Source organism: Sutterella wadsworthensis 2_1_59BFAA, from assembly GCF_000297775.1.
GTDB classification, from domain to species: domain Bacteria; phylum Pseudomonadota; class Gammaproteobacteria; order Burkholderiales; family Burkholderiaceae_F; genus Sutterella; species Sutterella wadsworthensis_A.
Genome location: NZ_JH815518.1, coordinates 74,542 through 94,327, shown reverse-complemented (window position 1 = coordinate 94,327; position 19,786 = coordinate 74,542). Strand labels below are relative to the sequence as shown.

The 19,786-nt window shown below is 62.9% G+C and carries 22 protein-coding genes; 12 read left to right on the top strand and 10 right to left on the bottom strand.

The genetic code is table 11. The annotated features are described in order from the left end of the window. Nucleotides 1–6 precede the first annotated feature (6 nt). The 3 genes from prmA to HMPREF9465_RS08650 are packed head-to-tail and all read left to right on the top strand — an operon-like array spanning nt 7 to nt 2,752. Nucleotides 7–903: a 50S ribosomal protein L11 methyltransferase gene (prmA, locus tag HMPREF9465_RS08660; RefSeq protein ID WP_005436064.1), complete on the top strand. Its 897-nt coding sequence runs from the start codon at nt 7–9 to the stop codon at nt 901–903. 30 nt (nt 904–933) lie between these two features. Further along, nucleotides 934–1,761, top strand: a complete 828-nt coding sequence (locus HMPREF9465_RS08655) for a DUF3426 domain-containing protein (protein ID WP_005436063.1) — start codon at nt 934–936, stop codon at nt 1,759–1,761. 58 nt (nt 1,762–1,819) lie between these two features. Next, on the top strand, nt 1,820–2,752 hold the full coding sequence (locus tag HMPREF9465_RS08650) for a carbohydrate kinase family protein (protein ID WP_005436062.1): 933 nt from the start codon (nt 1,820–1,822) through the stop codon (nt 2,750–2,752). Between the two features lie 62 nt (nt 2,753–2,814). Here the strand turns inward: HMPREF9465_RS08650 and HMPREF9465_RS08645 are convergent, their stop codons facing one another. From HMPREF9465_RS08645 to HMPREF9465_RS08630, 4 genes are read right to left on the bottom strand one after another with little or no spacing between them, the layout of a single operon-like run. Then, a complete protein-coding gene (locus HMPREF9465_RS08645) occupies nt 2,815–3,375 on the bottom strand; it encodes a YggT family protein (protein ID WP_005436061.1) in 561 nt (186 codons plus the stop codon). A gap of 54 nt (nt 3,376–3,429) precedes the next feature. Then, nucleotides 3,430–4,014, bottom strand: coding sequence for a 1,6-anhydro-N-acetylmuramyl-L-alanine amidase AmpD (gene ampD, locus HMPREF9465_RS08640; RefSeq protein ID WP_005436060.1), 585 nt, complete (start codon nt 4,012–4,014; stop codon nt 3,430–3,432). After that, nucleotides 4,011–4,292 carry a PP0621 family protein gene (locus HMPREF9465_RS08635; protein WP_005436058.1) on the bottom strand — a complete coding sequence of 94 codons (282 nt, stop codon included), beginning with the start codon at nt 4,290–4,292 and terminating at the stop codon, nt 4,011–4,013. The genes ampD and HMPREF9465_RS08635 overlap by 4 nt, the downstream gene beginning before the upstream one ends. A 9-nt stretch (nt 4,293–4,301) precedes the next feature. After that, on the bottom strand, nt 4,302–5,114 hold the full coding sequence (locus HMPREF9465_RS08630; protein ID WP_005436056.1) for a cytochrome C assembly family protein: 813 nt from the start codon (nt 5,112–5,114) through the stop codon (nt 4,302–4,304). 390 nt (nt 5,115–5,504) lie between these two features. On the opposite strand from HMPREF9465_RS08630, the gene ffh reads away from it, so the two are divergent. The 9 genes from ffh to tolA all read left to right on the top strand — a co-directional run bounded on the left by ffh (nt 5,505) and on the right by tolA (nt 12,759). After that, nucleotides 5,505–6,896 carry a signal recognition particle protein gene (ffh, locus tag HMPREF9465_RS08625; RefSeq protein WP_005436054.1) on the top strand — a complete coding sequence of 464 codons (1,392 nt, stop codon included), beginning with the start codon at nt 5,505–5,507 and terminating at the stop codon, nt 6,894–6,896. Nucleotides 6,897–6,904: 8 nt separating this feature from the next. Continuing rightward, nucleotides 6,905–7,492: a crossover junction endodeoxyribonuclease RuvC gene (gene ruvC, locus HMPREF9465_RS08620; RefSeq protein WP_005436053.1), complete on the top strand. Its 588-nt coding sequence runs from the start codon at nt 6,905–6,907 to the stop codon at nt 7,490–7,492. After that, nucleotides 7,489–8,064 carry a Holliday junction branch migration protein RuvA gene (gene ruvA, locus HMPREF9465_RS08615; RefSeq protein WP_005436049.1) on the top strand — a complete coding sequence of 192 codons (576 nt, stop codon included), beginning with the start codon at nt 7,489–7,491 and terminating at the stop codon, nt 8,062–8,064. The genes ruvC and ruvA overlap by 4 nt, the downstream gene beginning before the upstream one ends. A 12-nt stretch (nt 8,065–8,076) precedes the next feature. Then, on the top strand, nt 8,077–9,114 hold the full coding sequence (gene ruvB / locus HMPREF9465_RS08610; protein WP_005436042.1) for a Holliday junction branch migration DNA helicase RuvB: 1,038 nt from the start codon (nt 8,077–8,079) through the stop codon (nt 9,112–9,114). Between the two features lie 8 nt (nt 9,115–9,122). Next, nucleotides 9,123–9,824, top strand: a complete 702-nt coding sequence (locus HMPREF9465_RS08605) for a hypothetical protein (RefSeq protein WP_005436041.1) — start codon at nt 9,123–9,125, stop codon at nt 9,822–9,824. A gap of 122 nt (nt 9,825–9,946) precedes the next feature. Then, nucleotides 9,947–10,366, top strand: coding sequence for a tol-pal system-associated acyl-CoA thioesterase (gene ybgC / locus HMPREF9465_RS08600; RefSeq protein ID WP_005436040.1), 420 nt, complete (start codon nt 9,947–9,949; stop codon nt 10,364–10,366). Between the two features lie 56 nt (nt 10,367–10,422). Beyond that, nucleotides 10,423–11,094: a protein TolQ gene (gene tolQ / locus HMPREF9465_RS08595; RefSeq protein ID WP_005436039.1), complete on the top strand. Its 672-nt coding sequence runs from the start codon at nt 10,423–10,425 to the stop codon at nt 11,092–11,094. A 3-nt stretch (nt 11,095–11,097) separates the two neighbouring features. Next, entirely contained in the window at nt 11,098–11,529 is a 432-nt protein-coding gene (locus HMPREF9465_RS08590) for a biopolymer transporter ExbD (RefSeq protein ID WP_005436038.1), read from the top strand. Nucleotides 11,530–11,553: 24 nt separating this feature from the next. Further along, a complete protein-coding gene (tolA, locus tag HMPREF9465_RS08585; protein ID WP_005436037.1) occupies nt 11,554–12,759 on the top strand; it encodes a cell envelope integrity protein TolA in 1,206 nt (401 codons plus the stop codon). A gap of 101 nt (nt 12,760–12,860) precedes the next feature. Here the strand turns inward: tolA and HMPREF9465_RS08580 are convergent, their stop codons facing one another. From HMPREF9465_RS08580 to rplU, 6 genes are all read right to left on the bottom strand, one after another. Further along, complete coding sequence (locus HMPREF9465_RS08580; protein WP_005436036.1) at nt 12,861–14,606, bottom strand: proline--tRNA ligase; 1,746 nt, start codon at nt 14,604–14,606, stop codon at nt 12,861–12,863. A 156-nt stretch (nt 14,607–14,762) separates the two neighbouring features. Then, the gene (gene proB / locus HMPREF9465_RS08575; RefSeq protein ID WP_005436035.1) at nt 14,763–15,890 is read right to left on the bottom strand and encodes a glutamate 5-kinase; all 1,128 of its coding nucleotides are present in this window, start codon (nt 15,888–15,890) and stop codon (nt 14,763–14,765) included. A 333-nt stretch (nt 15,891–16,223) separates the two neighbouring features. Next, nucleotides 16,224–17,537 (bottom strand): NCS2 family permease, encoded by a 1,314-nt coding sequence (locus HMPREF9465_RS08570; RefSeq protein WP_005436034.1) that lies wholly within the window; start codon nt 17,535–17,537, stop codon nt 16,224–16,226. Between the two features lie 113 nt (nt 17,538–17,650). After that, a complete protein-coding gene (obgE, locus tag HMPREF9465_RS08565; protein WP_005436026.1) occupies nt 17,651–18,718 on the bottom strand; it encodes a GTPase ObgE in 1,068 nt (355 codons plus the stop codon). Between the two features lie 287 nt (nt 18,719–19,005). Then, entirely contained in the window at nt 19,006–19,269 is a 264-nt protein-coding gene (gene rpmA / locus HMPREF9465_RS08560) for a 50S ribosomal protein L27 (RefSeq protein ID WP_005436025.1), read from the bottom strand. Between the two features lie 33 nt (nt 19,270–19,302). Continuing rightward, a complete protein-coding gene (gene rplU, locus HMPREF9465_RS08555) occupies nt 19,303–19,614 on the bottom strand; it encodes a 50S ribosomal protein L21 (RefSeq protein WP_005436024.1) in 312 nt (103 codons plus the stop codon). Nucleotides 19,615–19,786 lie beyond the last annotated feature (172 nt).

Sequence of the window (19,786 nt, the reverse complement as noted above, 5' to 3'; positions counted from 1 at the left end):
GGATTTATGCGCCAGATTAAGATTCTTGCCGACGAACGCAGCGCCGAAGCGCTTTCCGACATGCTGATGGACGCGGGCGCGCTCTCCGCCACCATCGAGGACGCCGACGCCGAATCGACCGACGAAAAGCCGCTCTACGGCGAACCGGGACTCGAGCCCGACAACTGCGCCTGGCCGCGCTCCATCGTCTCCATTCTTGCCGACGACGACTTCGACCTCGAGACATCGCTTGCCATCGCCGTCAAGGCCCTCAAGTGCGAAAAGCCCGAGCTTCTCGGCACCGAGGAGGTCGAGGACGCCGACTGGGTCCGCATCACGCAGGCGCAGTTCCAGCCGACTCAGGTCTCCGACCGTCTCTGGATCGTGCCGACCTGGCACGACCTTCCCAACGAGGACGCCATCAACGTGCGCCTCGATCCGGGCGTCGCCTTCGGCACAGGCTCCCATCCGACCACCCACCTCTGCCTGCAGTGGCTTGACGCCAACGTCAAGGCGACGGACCGTGTCCTCGACTACGGCTGCGGCACGGGCATCCTCGCCATTGCCGCCAAACTCGTCGGCGCGGCCGAGGTCGCCGGCACGGACATCGACCCGCAGGCCGTCGAGGCCGCAGGCGACAACGCGCTCATGAACCACGTGGAAGCCAAGTTCTACCTTCCCGACGACATGCCCGAAGGCACCTACGACATCGTCGTCGCCAACATCCTCGCCAATCCGCTCAAGCTTCTCGCCCCCGCTCTGCTCGGCCGCGTGAAGCAGGGCGGCGCGCTCGTGCTCTCCGGCGTGCTTGCCAAGCAGGCCGAAGAAGTGATCGCCGCCTATCAGGCCATCGACCCTGCCGTCAAGCTCTCCGTCTGGCGTCAGGAAGAGGACTGGGTCTGCATCGCCGGACGCCGCGCGTAAACGTCAAGACTGCATCTGGGAGACTTCTCCATGGCCAAAGTTCTTCGCTGTCCCGCCTGCGGGGCCCTGTGGCGAGTCAAGGACGACTTCGCCGCCGACATGCTCCACTGCACGGAATGTCAGGCATGCTTTTCCGCCGACAAGACGGAAAGCCTCAGCGTGCCAGACGAAAAGCTCGACGCCCGTCTTCAGCAGGCCGCCCGCCGTCAGGCCGTCATGCAGGAGGAGGCTCGCGAGGGCAAGGCCGTCATGAGCCGCATCGCCGATTCGCTCACGGACTTCGACGCAAGGACCGAAGCTCCCGAGGCCCCTCCGGCCGCCGAGCCCGCACCCCGTGCGCCCGAGTCCGCCGAACGGTCCCATGGCGTGCTCTGGACGCTCGTCACGCTTCTTGCCCTCGTCGTTCTGTCCGCCACCGGCCTTCTTCTCGGCCACAAGACCGTACTCGGCACGATGCCGCAGCTGCGCCCCGTCTATGAAGAGGTCTGCATGAAGGCACCGTGCCCCGGCTTCGTCTGGCAGAACGCGGCCGCCTTCAAGGTGACCGCAGAGATCGAGCGTCCGCTCGAGACGGCCGACGACGCCGACCGTGAAGTCGCCCGCCGCCTGCCCGTCGTGACGGCCCGCCTCTCCAACACCTCGGAACTGCCTCAGGCACTGCCGATTCTGGAGATGAAGCTGCTTGACGCCGCAGGCGAAACACTCGCTCAACGGGTGCTCGAGCCTGCCGACTACGGCTTCGGCGGCCGCGACGCCGTTGCGCCGGGTGCCGACGTTGCCGTCCGCCTGACGGTCACGACGCCGCTTCCCTACGATGCGTCAAGCGCCGTCGTGAAGGCCGTCTCCGCCCTTCAATAACCTTCAGACCAAGGCTCTCCGCCGTACGGCGGAGCGCCTTTTGCCTTTTTGCAAACCCATGTCCGTCATCATTTCCGGCTCCATCGCCTACGACACGGTCTTCACGCACGAGGGACGCTTTGCCGACACGCTCAGGGCAGAGGCGCTCGACCGACTCAACGTCACGCTTCAGGCGGACTCCATGAGGCGCACCTACGGCGGTTGCGCCGCAAACATCGCCTACAGTCTGAAGCAGCTTGGCGGAGATCCCCTTGTCTGGACCGCCGTCGGCAGGGATGCGGACGACTATCTCCGGCATCTTGAACGTCAGGGCATTCGCACGGACGGCGTGACCGTCATGCCGAACGAATGGACGGCGCAGTGCATGATCACCACCGACAGGGACGGCAATCAGCTGGCCACCTTCAGTCCCGGCGCCATGGCGCACGCAGATCGCCTTCCCTGGCCTGACGACACGGGCATAGTCTGCGGAATCCTCGCCCCCAGCGTGCGAAGCACGCTTCTGGCGCACGCCAAGGCCTTTGTCTCGCACGGCATCCCCTTCATCTTCGATCCGGGCCAGACGACGCCCCTCTTTTCTGGCGACGAGCTTCTCGCCCTGACAAGAGCGGCGGCCTGCGTTGCATTCTCCGACTACGAGGCCCTCATGATCGAGGAGCACACGAGTCTCTCTCCCGCAGAACTCTCCCGCCTCACGGGCGCGGTCTTCTGCACCCATGGCAGCCAAGGGAGCTCCGTCTGGCAGAAGGGCGAGGAAACCGTCATCCCTGCGCCGAAGGTCGAGGCAGTCGACCCAGTCGGCGCTGGCGACGCCTACCGCGGCGGCCTTCTGTGGGGCATGGAAAGGGGGCTTGACGCCGTCAGCTGCGCCATTGCGGGCACCGTCATGGGAGCCGCAAAGGCAACGGCCACGGGACCGAGCTACCGCATCAACGCCGAGCTGGTTGAAAAGGCAGTCAGGGAGGGCACTCCCTTCGACTGCTGGTCATAAAGAAAAAGGCGCTCCAAGCCGAACAGCGGAGCGCCTTTTCACTGTCTGAAGCCCGTCGGGCGTCAAAGCGGAATGAAGCCATGGGAAATCGGCGTCACGAGCATCAGCAGGACATTGGCCAGAATGATCACGACAATGGGCGACAGATCGAAGCGACCGAACATCGGAATGATCTTGCGCACGGGACGAACGAACGGATCCACAAGCGTGCCGAGCGCGTAGGTCATCGGGCTCTGCGGATTCAGCCAGGTCATCACCACCCAGATGAAGACGCCCCAGGACATCATTTCGAGCGCCCAGCGGAGCACGGTGGCCAGCGGGGCGATCACCAGACCGATCGGCGTATAGGGCATCCCCGTCAGCACACGCTGCATGAGCACCATGATGACGGCGGCGACAAGCGCAGCCACGAGACTGGGCCAGTCGTAGGAACCGCTCCTCGGAATGAGTTTCGAGAGCGGCTCCACAAGCCAGTCCGTCGCGCGTCGCGCAAGCTGCACGATCGGATGACGCGGGGAAAAGGCCCACACGTAGACCCAGGCGCGCAACAGAAGCAGCACGCCGAGAATCGACATGACGGACGTGAAGAGAAACTGAATGAGTCCAGTGAGAAGGGTGGGCATGGCGACGGAGACCTGAATTTTGAATTCAGTCGACTATATCAGACTATCCCGACCTCAGGGCATGACCTGAGGTTCGGTTACGATCCTGACGCGCCCCGGAACCATTTCCCTGACGCGATCCCAGTCAAAGGAGGGGCCGGGGTCCTGCTTGCGGCCGGGCGCGATGTGCTCGTGCCCCGTCACGGCTTCCACGGGCAGCACTCTTGTCAGCGTCCCCAGAAGTTCTCCGAGCGCCAGGTACTGAGCGTCTTCATAGGGCGTCTCGCCCGTGCCCTCGAGCTCGATTCCGACGGAAAAGTCGTTGCACCCCGTGTGCCCCTCGAAGGACGAGACGCCAGCATGCCAGGCCCTGTCCAGAACGCTCACATACTGTCTGACTTCTCCCGTGCGGCGCACGAAGAAATGGGAGGAGACCCTCAGGCCCCTCAGGGACTCGTATTCGGGGCGGTTCATGGCGTCAAGGGTCCCCATGAAGAGGGCGTCGACGTCCTCCCCGCCGAAGCGTCCTGCAGGCAGAGAGATGAAGTGAAGGACCGCCAGCGAAACGAGCGCCCCTTCGGGACGCTCGTTGAAGTGCGGAGAGAGCCGGCGCACGACGCCGGGCAGCCACCCGTCGAAGGCGCGGTCGGGGGATGTCATTGCCCGTCCCGCGCCGCATCGCGGCAGCGCTTCGAGCAGTAGACGCGCTCCTTGCTGAGCACGGCCTCGCGTTTGGGAAAGTAAAGGCCGCAGTGGTCGCACTTGACCATCACCTCGCCTGAAGGCTCGCGAGACTTTCCCTGAGCCTCGCGCTCCTTGGCACGCAGGCGCTTGAGTTCACGGCGCTCCTCGTTGTCAAGACTGTTGCGCCTGCGACTGAGCGTCCAGGCAACCCACATGGCGACAGCCAGCGCCACGAAAAAGAGGATGCGTCCCATGAATCCTCCTCAGCGGACCAGTTCCTGAATGAAGCTGTAGCCGAAGTAGGCCACGACGAAGACGACGAAGCCTGCCCAGAACCAGTTGAGGGCGGTGCGGGCGCGCCAGCCCGCAACGCGGCGGCCTGCAAGCAGGATGCCGAAGAACACCCACGCAAGCCACGTGAGAATCGTCTTGTGGTCAAAGAGGAAGTAGACGCCCTTGGCCTCCTGAGTGGCAAGTGCGCCGACGATCAGCGTGAGCGTGATGAAGAGGAAGCCCACGACCACGATTCGAAAGAAGATGCGCTCCATGACGACCAGAGCGGGCATGGAGTCGAGGAACTTCGACGTCTCGCCGACCGCCGGGCTCTTCAGGCGGCGGTTGATCAGCGCCATGAGTACGGCGTGGACGAAGGCGATCATGAGGAAGGCGTAGGCCGCGATGGCAAGCAGCAGATGCCAGCGGAAGATCGTCGTCCACTCGACGGAGGGGATCACCTGGCCGGTGAACAGGAGCGGGCTCAGCGTGCCGACGGCGGCAGCGATGAGCACGATGCCGAACTGGCCGTGCAGACGATGAATCCACGTCTCGATCAGAAGGATGATCACCGCAAAAAAGAACATTTCGGACATCGCGAAGCCGAATCCGAAGTTGACTGCACCTTCGCCGAACATTTCGCCGTGAAGGGCGTAGCCCTGCATCACCAGACCGGCAAGCACGGGCCAGCGGATGAGGGAGGAGGCTCCCGAGCCCTCGCCCTTCATCGAGCCGATGATGGCCATCCCTGAGCCCAGATAAAGGATCGCAGCAATGATGGTGCAGATGGTAAGAATGGTCATTCTGTGTTCTCTTGTTTTTTGACTTGTTCGATCGAGGCGCGGGCGTTGGCCGGCGCGCTCGAGGAGGCTGGAGATCGATGCAAAACTCGGCCGTTCCCACTAAAATGAGAAGTTTGCCGAAGGACGGTGAAAGCCGCTCCGGCTTGAAGGGCCGGAAGCGCTCCCGACGCCTGCGGCGGACCCGAACAGCATCCGAAGACACGCCTTGCAAACATGATTCTAGCCGCAACGGGCTTAGATATCCCTGAAATCGCGTCTCGGACTCCAATTTTCAGAAGCGCTCCCCCAAGCCCGCTCTTTCGGGAGCCGCGACGGCCGGCGCTGCGCGCCCGCCGTCCTCAGGACAGGCCCTTCAGGCGCCTGTCCGTCAACCCCAGGAATCCATAAACCATGCTCGACTCATTAAGCCAGCGCCTTTCCAAAATCGTCAAGACCATGCGCGGTCAAGCGCGTCTGACGGAAGAAAACACGAAGGACATGCTGCGTGAGGTTCGCATTGCGCTTCTCGAGGCCGACGTAGCCCTGCCCGTCGTGCGTGAAGTGCTCGCCCGCATCAAGGAAAAGGCCATGGGCGAAGAGGTTGTCGGTAACCTCAATCCCGGCCAGGCCTTGGTGGGCGTCGTGCAGCGCGAGCTCACCGCCATCATCGGCGGCGACGTGCCCGCCGCCGAACGCGACATCAATCTTCACACCCAGCCTCCCGCTGTCATCCTTCTCGCCGGTCTTCAGGGCGCGGGCAAGACGACGAGCGCTGGCAAGCTGGCCAAGTACCTCATCGAAACGAAGCGCAAGAAGGTTCTCACGGTGTCCGCCGACGTTTATCGTCCGGCCGCCATCGAACAGCTCAAGACGGTGACCGAACAGGCGGGCGCCGAATGGTTCCCGAGCACCGTCGGCCAGAAGCCGCTCGAGATTGCCGCTGCCGCCATCGACCATGCCCGACGCAAGTTCTTCGACGTGCTCATCGTCGACACGGCCGGCCGTCTGGCCATCGACGAGGCGATGATGCAGGAGGTTGCCGAGCTCAACACCTTCCTCAAGCCCGTTGAAACGCTCTTCGTGATCGACGCCATGCTCGGCCAGGACGCCGTCAACACGGCCAAGGCCTTCAACGAGCGCCTCCCGCTCACCGGCGTGGTCCTCACCAAGATCGACGGCGACAGCCGCGGCGGTGCGGCGCTCTCCGTGCGTCACGTCACCGGCAAGCCGATTAAGTTCGTCGGCACCGCCGAGAAGCTCACGGGCTTCGACGCCTTCGATCCCGAGGCGATGGCCTCCCGCATTCTCGGCATGGGCGACATCGTCGGCCTCGTCAAGGACGTTCAGAAGTCGATCAACATCGCCGAAGCCGAAAAGCTTGCGCAGAAGATCAGTCAGGGCGACAAGTTCGACCTCAACGACTTCCGCGCCCAGCTCTCCCAGATGAACAACATGGAGAGCTTCTCCTCCATTCTCGAGAAGCTCCCCGCGCAATTCCAGGAGGCCGCCTCCAAGGTCAACGACGAAGAGGCCAAGAAGTCCGTCCGCCGCACGATGGGCATCATCGACAGCATGACGCCCTTCGAGCGCCGCAAGCCCGACCTCATCAAGGCCAGCCGCAAGAAGCGCATCGCCGCCGGTGCGGGCGTCCCCGTGCAGGAGGTCAACCGTCTTCTCAAGCAGTTCGAGCAGACGCAGGACATGATGAAGCGCATGAAGCGTGGCGGTCTCGGCAAGATGATGCGCGCGCTCGGCCAGTTCGGCCGCGGCGGCTTCCCCGGCATGGGCAGCTTCGGCCGCTGAGCTTCACGATGCGCATCCTCGGCCTCGACCCCGGTCTCAACCGCACGGGCTGGGGCGTCATCGACGCCGCCAGCGGACGGTTCGTCCGCGTCGACAGCGGCATGATCCGCGTCCCCGAGGGCGAGCTCTCGGCCAGACTCGGGCACATCGTACGCGAGCTTTCGAAGGTGATCGAACGAACGAAACCCGACCTCGCCTCCGCCGAGCGGGTCTTCGTCAACGTGAACCCGCAGAGCACGCTGCGCCTCGGCCAAGCCAGAGGCGCGGCGCTCGTCGCCGCTGACCTTGCCGGCCTGCCCGTCGAGGAGTTCACGCCAAGCGAAATCAAGGAGGCCGTTTGCGCCACCGGACGCGCCGACAAACCCATGGTGCAGCGCATGATCGGCATGCTGCTCGGCATCGAAGGCGACATTCAGGCCGACGAGGCCGACGCGCTCGCCTGCGCGGTATGCTGCGCCAACTCGATTCGCATGCGCGCCTTTGAAAAGGCGGGCAGCACGACTCGCACCTATGCGACGCCCCGTCGCGGCCGCAGCGCCGCAGGTGCGCGCAGCGCCTGGACGGCGCTTTTCACAAAGGAAGGGAAAACATCATGATCGGACGGCTGCACGGCAAGCTCATTGAAAAGACCCCGCCTCAGGTCCTCGTTGACGTCGGCGGCGTCGGCTACGAAGTCGACGTTCCGATGTCGACCTTCTGCAACCTGCCCGCCGAAGGCTCCGAGATCACGCTCCTCACCCACTTCATCGTGCGCGAGGATGCTCAGCTTCTCTACGGCTTTGCAACCGCGGCGGAACGCCAGACCTTCAGGGCTCTCATCCGCATTTCAGGCGTCGGCCCGCGCATTGCGCTCGCCGTGCTTTCAGGCATGAGCACTCAGGATCTCGCAGACGCCGTCGAGCAGGGCAACGCCACGCTTCTCACCCGCGTGCCAGGCATCGGCAAGAAAACGGCCGACCGTCTGGTCCTCGAGCTCAAGGGCAAGCTCGCCGGCAACGCCTTCGCGCCTGCGGGCGGAGCCGCATCCGCAGCCCAGGCCGACATTCTGAGCGCCCTGATGGCGCTCGGCTATTCCGAACGCGAGGCTCAGGCGAGCGTGCGCGCGCTCCCCGCCGAAGTGACGGTGAGCGAAGGCATCCGTCTCGCCCTCAAGGCGCTTGCACGCTGAACGAGGTCATGAATGCTTGAGGAAGAACGCATCATCGACGGCCGCACGGCCAGTCCCAACGAAGAGAACGTCGACCGCGCGCTGCGCCCGTCGCTTCTCAACGAATATGTCGGGCAGGAGGCCATCCGCGAGCAGCTCCAGATCTTCATTGCCGCCGCCAAGCGCCGCGGTGAGCCGCTCGACCACCTTCTGCTCTTCGGCCCTCCCGGCCTGGGCAAGACGACGCTAGCCCACATCGTCGCGCACGAAATGGGCGTCAATCTCCGCCAGACCTCGGGGCCCGTTCTCGAGCGTCCCGGCGATCTGGCGGCCATGCTCACCAACCTCGAGCCGCACGACATCCTCTTCATCGACGAAATCCACCGTCTCTCGCCTGTGGTTGAGGAAATCCTCTACCCCGCACTCGAGGACTACCAGATCGACATCATGATCGGCGAGGGTCCTGCCGCGCGTTCGATCAAGATCGACCTGCCGCCCTTCACGCTCATCGGTGCCACGACGCGCGCAGGCTCGCTCACAAATCCCCTGCGCGCCCGCTTCGGCATCGTCAACCAGCTGCAGTTCTACACGCCCGAGGAGCTCTCCCGCATCGTGCGCCGCTCGGCGGGCCTGCTCAACGTCGGCATCGACGAGACGGGCGCGTTCGAAATCGCCCGTCGCAGCCGCGGCACGCCCCGCGTCGCCAACAGACTTCTGAGGCGCGTGCGCGATTATGCCGAAGTGAAGCACGACGGCCGCATCACGAAGGAAGTGGCCGCGGCCGCCCTCAAGATGCTCAACGTCGACCCCGAAGGCCTCGACATGATCGACACTCACTTTCTCAGGACGATCATCGAGAAGTTCTCGGGCGGTCCCGTCGGCATCGAGAACCTCGCCGCCTCCGTCGGCGAAGACCGCGATACGCTCGAGGACGTCGTGGAGCCCTACCTCATTCAGCAGGGCTTCGTGCAGCGCACGCCGCGCGGCCGAGTCGCCACGCCGCTCGCCTGGCAGCACTTCCGCCTGGCGCCGCCCACGCCCGTCGCGCGTGATCTTTTCGGCTCCTACTGACCTCCGCCATGCCCTTTTCCCCGATTCTCTCCGTTCTCGTCTGCCTCACCTCAGCCGCCGTGTTCGCCGCCTGCGTGCTCTTCATCCGAAGCGCACGCCACCGCGCCATCCTTCATGAGCTGCTCGCTCACCCGGCCCGTCAGGCGCTCGCCGTCTTTGCGGCCGCCACGCTCGGAGCAGCCCTTCTGAGCGCCATGCCCATCGATCGGGACGGCAGGACCGACACTCTGCTGCAGGCCACCATCGAGGCCACGGGTGCAGGTCTTCCCGAAATGAGCGCCAGCGCCCCCTTTGCCGTCGTCGACGACCACGGCAGGCAGCTCATGCACGCAGGCGAAAGGCTCTCCTCCGAGACGCCTCCGCTCATCCACATCATCAAGTACACGCTCGTCGCCCTGATCGCAGGCGGCGTCACGAGCTTTGCATCGATTCTCTTCACGGCCGCCATCATCGGCGCGCGCAAAGGCCAAAATCTCGCAACGGGCATCACAATGCTCTCGAGCTTCTACTGGCGTCCCGGGATGCTCACGGGGACCGCGCTCTGGATGATTCTCACGTGGCTCCTGCTGCTCTGGCCCGACTGGCACGTGCTGGGCACCACGGCTGCGGGCACGGACGTCATGGCGATGGTCGCTGGACTTCTTCCTTGGGGCACCTGCGCGGCCTTCTGGTACCTTGTCTTCGCCTACTGGCGCAACATCAGGGCCTAAGCGGACGCATAAGCATCCGTTTGCAAAATCGACCTCCGCTCGTCTCCCGAACACGCCGCGAGTCCCTATACTAGTTTCTTTCCGGTGCCTGACGGCACCCCGATGCACAACCAACACTCGTCATGAACCACATCAGATTTCCCGTCCGCGTCTACTGGGAGGACACTGATGCCGGCGGCATCGTCTACCATGCCAACTACCTGAAGTTCATGGAGCGCGCCCGCAGCGACATGCTTCGACGGATCGGCTTTGGTCAGAACGATCAGCGCGGCCGTGAGGACGGCGTTCTCTTCGTCGTCGCCTCACTCAACATCGCCTATCACCGCGCCGCGGTGCTTGACGACGACCTGGAGGTGATCACGAGCATTGAGAAGCTCGGGCGCGCCTCGCTCATCTTCGAGCAACGCATCGTGCGCGGCGACGAGCCCATCGCCACGGGCAAGGTTCGTGTCGGCGTCATCGGCGCAAGGAGCTTCGTTCCGACTCCCCTGCCCGACGACCTCTACGAAACGATCAAAGCCTTCATGGCAGAGGAAGCCTGAGCGCCCCTCGCCGAACACTCTTTCATTCAACGCCATTCAAAAAGCGGTTATCTAAAATGCAGCCCACTGCCGATTTGTCGATTCTGACCCTTGTCGCCAACGCCAGCCTCGTGGTGAAGTGCGTATTGGCCATTCTCGTCTTCCTATCGCTCGCTAGCTGGACGGTCATCTTCCAGAAATACTTCACAATCTCCCGCGCCGCGCGACAGGTCGAGGAGTTCGAGGCCCGCTTCTGGAGCGGCACGGAGCTCAATCAGCTTCTTGAAACCGCCAAGCGCAATCACGACACCGCAGGCATCGAAGAGCGCATCTTCAGCGCGGGCATGACCGAATACCTCAAGCAGAGCCGTCAGGATCCGAACGCCCTCAACAGCGTCTCCCGCGCCATGCGTGCCGTCTACAATCGCGAAATGGACCATCTCGAGCGCAGCCTGCCCCTGCTCGCCTCGATCGGCTCCACCTCTCCCTACATCGGCCTCTTCGGCACGGTCTGGGGCATCATGAACGCCTTCACGGGCCTCTCCACCCTCGACAACGTGAGCCTCGCCGTCGTTGCTCCCGGCATCGCCGAAGCACTGGTCGCCACCGCCATCGGCCTCTTCGCCGCCATCCCTGCGGTCGCCGCCTACAACTACTACAACAACCGCGTCGGCCGCCTCACGGTCCGCCTCGAAGGCTTCAGCGAAGAGTTCCTCAACATTCTTCAGCGCCAGCACGCCCGGAGTTAAACCATGTCCCTGCGTGGAAATACCAAGCGCCGCGGCATGATGGCCGAGATGAACGTCGTGCCGTACATCGACGTCATGCTCGTGCTCGTCGTGATCCTGATGGTCGCCGCGCCCTTCGTGAATCCGAGCGTCGTCAACCTGCCGTCGGTCAACAAGGCCTCCAAGGCCCCCGAGCAGGTGATCGAGGTCATCGTCTATCCCGACAGCCGCCTTTCGATCCGTCAGGGCAAGGACATGAAGCCTATCGACATTCCCGGCCTCGTTGCCGCCGTCAAGACGGCTCAGGGCGAGAAAAGCAACATTCCCGTGGTGATTGCCGCCGACAAGGACGTCCGCTACGAGGACGTCGTCAATGTCCTCAAGCTCCTTCAGAGCGCCGACGTGCCCCGAGTCGGTCTCGCCCTTCGCATCGAGCGAAGCGCCGAAGCCCGCTAACCCATTACGCAACCCAATTTCGTCATGAACGACAGAGAGACCAACGACCGCTTCCGAAAAGAGGACCGCAGGGACATGGTGCCCGCCGCCGTCCTCTCGGGCTGCGTGCACGTCATCCTTTTCGTCGGACTCTTCTCCGTTTTCCAGTGGACGACCGATTCCGAAACCGTCTACGCGGAGCTCTGGGCTCCCGAGCCGGTCTCGGGCGGCAACGCCCCCAAGGGCGTCGCCGTCAAGCCGCCCGAAGCGCCTGAACCCAAGCCCAACGAGATCGACGAGCAACGCGAGTCTCAGGAGGCTCAGGAAGCCGCCGAACGCGAGGCTGCCGCTCAGCAGGCCCGCATGCAGGAGGAGGCGGCGGCGCAGCGTGAGGCACAGCGTCAGGAGGCGCTTGCCGCCGCCGAGCGTGAACGTGTCGAGGCCGAGAAGGCCGCCGAGGAGGCGCGTGAGGCTGAAGAGGCCCGCCGCGCGGAGGAAGCTCGCGTCGCAGCCGAGCGTGCCGAGGCCGAACGCATCGAGAAGGCCCGTCAGGACGCCATTGAGGCGGAGCGACGTGCCGAAGAGAAGCGCGCCCAGCAGGAAGCCGAGCGTCTTGCTCAGGAAAAGCTTGCTCAGGAGCGCAAGGCCGCAGAGGAAGCCAGACTTCAGGCTGAAGCCCGTCGTCAGGAAGAAGCTCGCCTCGCAGAGGAAAAGCGCCTGGCCGAAGCCAAGCGCGCTGAAGAGGCGCGAATTGCCGAAGAAAAGCGTCAGGCTGAAATCCAGCGTGTCGCCGCCGAGAAGAAGGCTGCGGAAGAGCGTCGTGAACGCGAGCGAATCCGCCAGGCCATCCGACAGCAGGAACTCGCACGACTCAACGCCAAGATCGATCCGGACAGCCAGCGTTCGGGCACGCCCTCGGGCGACAAGCGCAACCAGAGACAGAACCTCACGGGGTCGGCTCTGGCCAGCTACAACGCCCGCATCATCGCCTGCGTGCGTCCGAACATTTCGATCGACGTGCCCAGCTCCACCCGCCGCGGACAGTTCATCGCCGAATTCGTCGTCAGGCCGATGCCCAACGGCGAACTTGCCGGCGCTCCCGTCTACGCGAAGAAGTCAGGCTGGGATGCCTACGACTCGGCCGTACGCAACGCCATCCTGAAGTGCAAGCCCTTCCCCGTTCCGGAAAAGGGCTACAACATTCCGAAGGAAGTGCGCCTGCGCTTCGACCCCGTCGACGACAGGCACTGAGCGCCGTCATCGTCCGCACGCAAAAAGAGGAGGTCTCCGGACCTCCTCTTTTTTTGTCATTCGTCTGGGTGCTCCGCAACGGAGCACCCGTGCAGTCAGGCTCAGCGCTTGATCTGCTTCGTCACGAACTCGACGGCTTCCTCCGTCTTCACCATCACCTTTTCGGCAAGGTTGCGACGGTTGGCGTATTCGACCTCGCCGTTCTTGAGGCCGCGGTCGCCGATGACGACGCGGTGCGGCACGCCGATGAGCTCCCAGTCGGCGAACATCACGCCGGGACGCATGTCGCGGTCGTCGAGGATGACGTCGACGCCCTGAGCCTTGAGCTCTTCATAGAGACGGTCGGCGGCTTCGCGCACGGCTTCGCTCTTCGAGTAGTTCATCGGGCAGATCACCACTTCGAACGGGGCGATGGAGTCCGGCCAGATGATGCCGCGCTCGTCGTGACTCTGCTCGATGGCAGCGCCGGCGAGACGGGTCACGCCGATGCCGTAGCAGCCCATCTCGAGAACCTTCGGCTGGCCGTTTTCATCGAGATAGGTGGCGTTGAGGGCTTCGGAGTACTTCGTGCCAAGGTAGAAGACGTGACCGACTTCAATGCCGCGCTGCAGGCGGAGCATGCCCTTGCCGTCGGGAGAGGCGTCGCCCTCGACGACGTTGCGCAGGTCGGCAACCTTGGGTTCGGGCAGGTCGCGGCCGAAGTTCACGCCGGTGTAGTGATAGCCCTCTTCATTGGCGCCGCAGCAGAAGTCGGACATGTTGGCGACGGTCAGGTCTGCATAGACGGCAACGTCTTCCTTGATGCCGACAGGGCCGAGATAGCCGGGCTTGGAACCGAAGTTCTCGAGGATCTCGGCGTCGGTCGCAAAGCGGAAGCCGTCCTTGAGCTCAGGCAGATGACCGGCCTTGACTTCGTTGAGGTCGTGGTCGGCACGGAGCAGGATGAGGACGATCTTGGCGGGAAGCGGATTGCCCTTTTCGTCAGTGCGGTCGGCGGCAAGCACGACGCTCTTGACGGACTTTTCAAAGGGAATGCCTAGGAATTCAGCCACGTCGTGGCACTTTTCCTTACCCGGGGTCGGACGCTTCACCATCTCTTCAGCAGCGGCGGCGCGCACGTCAATGAGCGAACGGGCCTCGGCCAGCTCGATGTTGGCGGCGTAGTCGCTGTCGGGGCAGTAGGCGATGACGTCTTCACCGGCATTGGCGATGACCTGGAACTCGTGGGAGCGGCTGCCGCCGATCGCGCCGGTGTCGGCGCGCACGGCGCGGAACATGAGGCCGAGGCGCGTGAAGATGCGCTGATAGGCCTGGTACATCTTGTCGTAGGAAACGGCGGCGCCCTCGGCGTCACGGTCGAAGGAGTAGGCATCCTTCATCGTGAACTCGCGGCCGCGCATGACGCCGAAGCGGGGGCGACGCTCGTCGCGGAACTTCGTCTGGATGTGGTAGAAGTTCACGGGAAGCTGACGCCAGCTCTTGATTTCCTGACGGGCGATGTCAGTGACGACTTCTTCGGAAGTCGGCTGAATCACAAAGTCGCGGTCATGACGGTCCTTGAAGCGGAGAAGTTCGGCACCGTACTTTTCCCAGCGGCCCGACTCCTGCCAGAGCTCGGCAGGCTGCACGAGCGGCATCAGGAGTTCGATCGCGCCCGCACGGTCCATTTCCTCGCGGATGATCTTCTCGATCTTGCGGATCGTGCGCAGGCCGACCGGCATGTAGGTGTAAACGCCGGCGGCAAGCTTCTTGATCATGCCGGCACGGATCATGTACTGCTGGCTGATCACATCAGCATCGGCAGGCGCTTCTTTCAGCGTGGAAAGGAAATAGGAACGGGCGCGCATTTTTTCTTAACGTGTGTCTGTTGAAAATAACGGCGGCTTCCGTCAGACGTCGGGAAGCCGCTTGAATAAAGGCAATCTGTTTATTTTAACCGCCAGCCCCTCTGAACGCTAACCCGAAAGGCGCGTTTTGAGGCCGCAGCGGCCATGCGGGCGAGGTCATTCGCCTGCGAGCACCACCATGTTGTCACGATGAATCATCTCGGGCTGTTCCATGTAGCCGAGGCGCTCCTCGATCTCCTCCGTGTGTGCGCGCAGAATACGGGACGCATCGTCGCTCGAATAGTTCACGAGACCGCGGGCGATTTCACATCCGTCCTCGGTGAGACACGAGACGACCTCGCCACGCACGAACTCGCCCTTGACGCCGATGACGCCCACGGGCAGGAGCGAGGTGTGCTTGGCAACGAGGGCCTTGGCCGCCCCTTCGTCAAGCACAAGGCTGCCGGAGGCGCGGAGATGGTCTGCAATCCACTGCTTGCGGGCATGCAGGACGGTGGAGGAGGGACGAAGATGGGTGCCGATGAGCTCGCCTCTGGCCAGACGGGTGAGCACGTCCGTCTCACGACCCGATGCGATGATCGTGCCCGCACCGGATCGAGCGGCGCGCTTGGCCGCGAGAATCTTCGTGATCATGCCGCCCTTGGAAAGGGAGCTGGCTGCACCGCCCGCCATCTTTTCAAGCACGGGATCGCCGGCAGTCGCGACGCTGACGAACATCGCCTCGGGATCCTTGCGCGGATCGGCCGTGTAAAGCCCCTGCTGGTCGGTGAGAATGACGAGCACGTCTGCTTCAACGAGGTTGGTCACGAGGGCGCCGAGCGTGTCGTTGTCGCCCACCTTGATTTCACTCGTCACAACGGTGTCGTTCTCGTTGATGACGGGCACGATGCCGAGTCTCAGGAGTTCCCTGATCGTCATTCGTGCATTGAGATACTGCTCGCGGTCCGTCAGATTCTGGTGCGTCAGAAGCACCTGGGCGGTGCCGATGCCATGATTGCGGAAATGCCGTTCATAGGCTTCGACCAAGCCCATCTGACCGACGGCCGCAGCCGCCTGCAGCTGGTGGACATGCGAAGGACGCTTTTCCCAGCCAAGGCGCAGGACTCCTTCAGCAATGGCGCCCGAACTCACGAGGATGACCTCGCGGCCCATCTTCTGCAGTTCCGCAATCTGGGTTGCCCAGCGTTCGATGGCCTGAATGTCGAGACCGCGACCGTCGTTGGTGACGAGCGCGCTGCCGACCTTGACGACGACCCGGTGCGCGTTCTTGAGAAGTGATTCCATGGATAAAGCCTTTGGAAAGGATTGAACGGGATCTTTGAGCATAGCGCAAAGCAAGAAATTCTGCCGTATCCTCTCCTTCACCGCCCCCTCCCGCCCGTTGCATCCAACCTCATGCAGACCGCTCCTTTCGAGTCCGAACATCCGAGTTCGAGCGAACGGAATCCTCGCCTGCGGCAAGGGAACTTGAGGGGATTCTTGCCATGAGTATGCAGAGAGGCCCGTGAATTAAGCAATTCACGGGCCTCTCCCATCCTCATGCCGAAGGGCGTCCGTCAGGACCGGATCGCATCTGGCAAAGGCGTGGATTTGTCCCAAGGGGACGACTGATCGGGATCAGGTTCTCATGATGAAGTTCGCTACAAAGCAGGCGGAGATCAGGTACATGAAGGGCGTGACCTCGCGCCAGCGACCCATCAGCACGTGGATGACCGTGTAGCTCACAAAGCCGAAGCCGAAGCCCGTGGCGATGTTGAACGTGAAGGGCATCGTCATGATGGTCAGGAAGGCGGGAATCGCGATTTCAAGCCTTTCGAAGCGGATGTGCACGACCTCCTGCATCATGAGAGCACCCACGATGATGAGGATCGGAGCGGTCGCATATGCGGGCACGACGCCCACAAGCGGAATGAAGAAGAGCGCAAGCACGAAGCAGCCGGCCGTCGTGACGGCGGTCAGGCCCGTACGGCCGCCCGCAGCGACGCCCGAAGCGCTTTCGAGGTAGGAGGTGGCGGTCGTCGTGCCCATGCAGGCGGAGAACATCGTGCCGATGGAGTCGGTGATGAACGCCTTGTCGAGGTTGCGGATCTCACCATCGGGCCTCATGAAGCCGCACTTGCGGGCCAGACCGATCAGCACGCCCATGTTGTCGAAGAGGTCGACCATCGTCAGCGTGAAGATGATGCTGAGAAGGCCATGGGAAAGCGCGCCCTGAAGGTCCATCTGCATGAAGACGGCGGAGATGTCGGGAAGCGTGAGGCTCACCCAAGCGCCCTTCGGAAGCTCCGTCACGCCAAGAATGACGCCGAGCGCCGTCGTCGCAAGAATGCCGATGAGCATGGCGGCCCTGAAACCCTTCACCATCAGCGCAGCCGTGAGGAAGAAGCAGAAGACGGAGAGCTGAACCTCGGGCTGAGTCACGTTGCCGAGCGCCACGAAGGTACTCGGGTCGGCAATGACCAGACCGGCGCTCTTCATACCGATGAGCGCAATGAAGGCACCGATGCCCACCACGATGGAGAGCTTGAGGTCGATCGGAACGGCGTTCACGATGAACTGGCGGATGCGCGTCACCGTGAGCAGGAAGAAGACGAGGCCGGAAATGAACACCGCACCAAGACCCGCCTGCCAGGTGAAGCCGGCGGGACCGCAGACATAGTAGGCGAAGAACGCCGTAATGCCGAGGCCGGGGGCCACGCCCACGGGGTATCGGGCCCACAGGCCCATCAACAGGGTCACCGCGACCGTGACGAGAATCACGCTGCTCGTGGCCGCATCGCGGGGAATGCCGCCGTCGGCAAGCATGGAGGGAATGACGAATATGAGATAGCTCATCGCCATGAAGGTGGTGACGCCGGCAGAGACTTCCTGAGAAACCGAAGTGCCGTTCTCCTTGAGGCTGAAGAGACGTTCAACGACTGATGCTTGCATGATGTTCGATCAGTGAATTGAGAGGAAACCGCCCGCCGTATCCGGCCTGCGGGAAAAACAAAGAGACCCGGCCCGCAGCAGCGGACGAGTCTCTTCCGGAAATGAGCCGTTTCTTAGTGTTCGGCAGGATCGAAGCGGGTGTCGTCGGCGAACGCGACCTCTTCGCGGCGATCGTCATCGATGCGCTGTGCGAGAGCCTTCACAAGCTCTTCGCAGCCCTGACGGGTCGCAGCGGAGATGACGAAGATGGGTTCGCCGTTGGCGGCCAGCTCGGAACGGTAGCGCTCGATGAGGGCGTCGCGGTCAGCCTCCTCGACAAGGTCGATCTTGTTGAGCACGATCCAGCGGGGCTTTGCCGCGAGCGCCGGGTCATACTTTTCAAGCTCCAGCACCAGGGCCTTGGCTTCCTGAACGGGATCCGTCTCCTCATTGAAGGGAGCGGCGTCGATCATGTGAAGCAGAATCTTCGTGCGGGAAAGATGACGGAGGAACAGATGACCGAGACCTGCACCTTCGGCAGCACCTTCGATGAGACCGGGCACATCGGCGAGCACGAAGCTCTGCTCGGGACCGACACGAACCACGCCGAGATGCGGATGGAGCGTCGTGAACGGATAGTCGGCGATCTTGGGACGGGCGTTGGAGACGGCCGTAATGAAGGTCGACTTGCCTGCGTTGGGCATGCCGAGAAGACCGACGTCGGCGAGCACCTGAAGCTCAAGCTCGAGCGAACGGTACTGACCGGGTTCGCCCGGAGTCGCCTGCTTGGGCGCACGATTGATCGAGCTCTTGAAGTGAAGGTTGCCGAGACCGCCCTTGCCGCCCGCAGCGAGCAGCTGGCGAGCGCCGTGAACGTTCAGGTCGGCAATCACCTCGCCGGTATCCGTGTCGCGCACAAGAGTGCCCACGGGCATGCGCAGAACGATGTCGCCGCCGCCGGCACCGTAGCAGTCCGCACCACGGCCATTCTCGCCGTTGGGAGCGAAAAACTTGCGCGTATAGCGATAGTCCACGAGGGTATTGATATTGCGGTCGGCAACCGCGTAGACGGAGCCGCCTCGGCCGCCGTCACCGCCGTCGGGACCACCCTTCGGAATGAACTTTTCGCGGCGGAAGCTTGCCGCACCGTTGCCGCCCTTGCCGCCCTGGACTTCAATTTTTGCTTCATCAACAAACTTCACGAGTACACCTTCTGAAGTTGAGTCTCTGCGAACACTCCCTGTTGCGCAGAGGATATTTTGACAACAGAACCAATGGAAGAGGTTCCTGCAGTTTCGGAATGCCGTGCTTTCGCATTCGCACTTGCGCGAGTGCCACAATAGCAGATCGGCAGGCTCGAATGCGCATGCGAAGGCGCGTTTCTGGATATTTACGCAGCCGATGCTTCAGACAACAAGAAAGCCCAGCCGGAGGATCCGCACTGGGCTTTTCTTCTGTCGTCCGCGTCCCTGAGGACGCCTGCCCTCAATTAGGCAGCGATGGGTTCAACCTTCACGTACTGACGGTTGAAAGCACCCTTGACTTCGAACTTCACGACGCCGTCAACGAGGGCGTAGAGCGTGTGGTCCTTGCCCATGCCGACGTTGTTGCCGGCGTGGAACTTCGTGCCACGCTGACGAATGATGATGCCGCCGGCGTTGACAGCAGCGTCACCGAAAACCTTCACGCCAAGACGCTTGGCCTTGGAGTCACGACCGTTGCGGGTAGAGCCGCCACCTTTCTTGTGTGCCATTTTAGTACTTCTCTATAAAAAGTCGGTTGCAAATTAAGCCGCGATCGCTTCGATCTTGAGCTCGGTGTAGTTCTGACGATGGCCGGCAGACTTCATGGAGTGCTTGCGGCGGCGGAACTTGAAGATGCGGACCTTTTCGCCACGGCCGTGGGAAAGGACGGTCGCGGTGACCGTAGCGCCTTCGATCGTCGGATTGCCGACCTTGAGGCCTTCTTCGCCGCTGACGGCGAGAACTTCGGTGAGGGTCACCTGAGCGCCGGCTTCAACAGCAAGGGTTTCAACCTTGAGCTTGTCGCCGACGGAAACGCGGTACTGCTTACCGCCAGTCTTGATAATAGCGTACATGTAATAAACCTCGCCCGTTCCGCTTCGCCGTCCGCCTGATGCGGCCGGATTCTGCAGAACCTTTTTGTAATCGCGTGAGCGCGCTTGAGGAGACATTCCCCAAATGACGCCAACTCACGTTTGGTTGCGTGGAAAGCTTGTGATTATTGCATGCTCCTTCCATTCAGTCAAG